Source organism: Shewanella sp. T24-MNA-CIBAN-0130, from assembly GCF_040310185.1.
Classification (GTDB): domain Bacteria; phylum Pseudomonadota; class Gammaproteobacteria; order Enterobacterales; family Shewanellaceae; genus Shewanella; species Shewanella psychromarinicola.
Window position 1 is genome coordinate 1 of the sequence record NZ_JBEOPP010000212.1, and the last position, 306, is coordinate 306.

The 306-nt window shown below is 42.5% G+C and carries 1 tRNA gene; it reads right to left on the reverse strand.

The window, feature by feature from the left end:
* Window positions 1-2 precede the first annotated feature (2 nt).
* Window positions 3-76, reverse strand: a tRNA-Ile gene (locus tag AAEZ02_RS22105).
* Window positions 77-306: the final 230 nt, after the last annotated feature.

A 306-nucleotide genomic window follows, 5' to 3' on the forward strand; every position in this document is an offset into this window, starting at 1 on the left:
GGTGGGTCAGAGTGGACTTGAACCACCGACCTCACCCTTATCAGGGGTGCGCTCTAACCAGCTGAGCTACAGACCCATTCTTTTTGGTCTTTTAATCCTTACTCAGCGTTACTTTCTTCGTTTCTCAGTCATGTGCTAAAAGCACACTCCCTGCAAAACTCATCAAGTGCCTTGATTAAGAATCAAAATCCTCAAAAATACCTTTCGATATCTTTCTCTTTCTTTCTATCAAGTAATCTGTGTGAACACTCACATGCATCGCTGCACTTTTAGGTATTGAGTTAGTCGTATAGGTAAGGAGGTGAT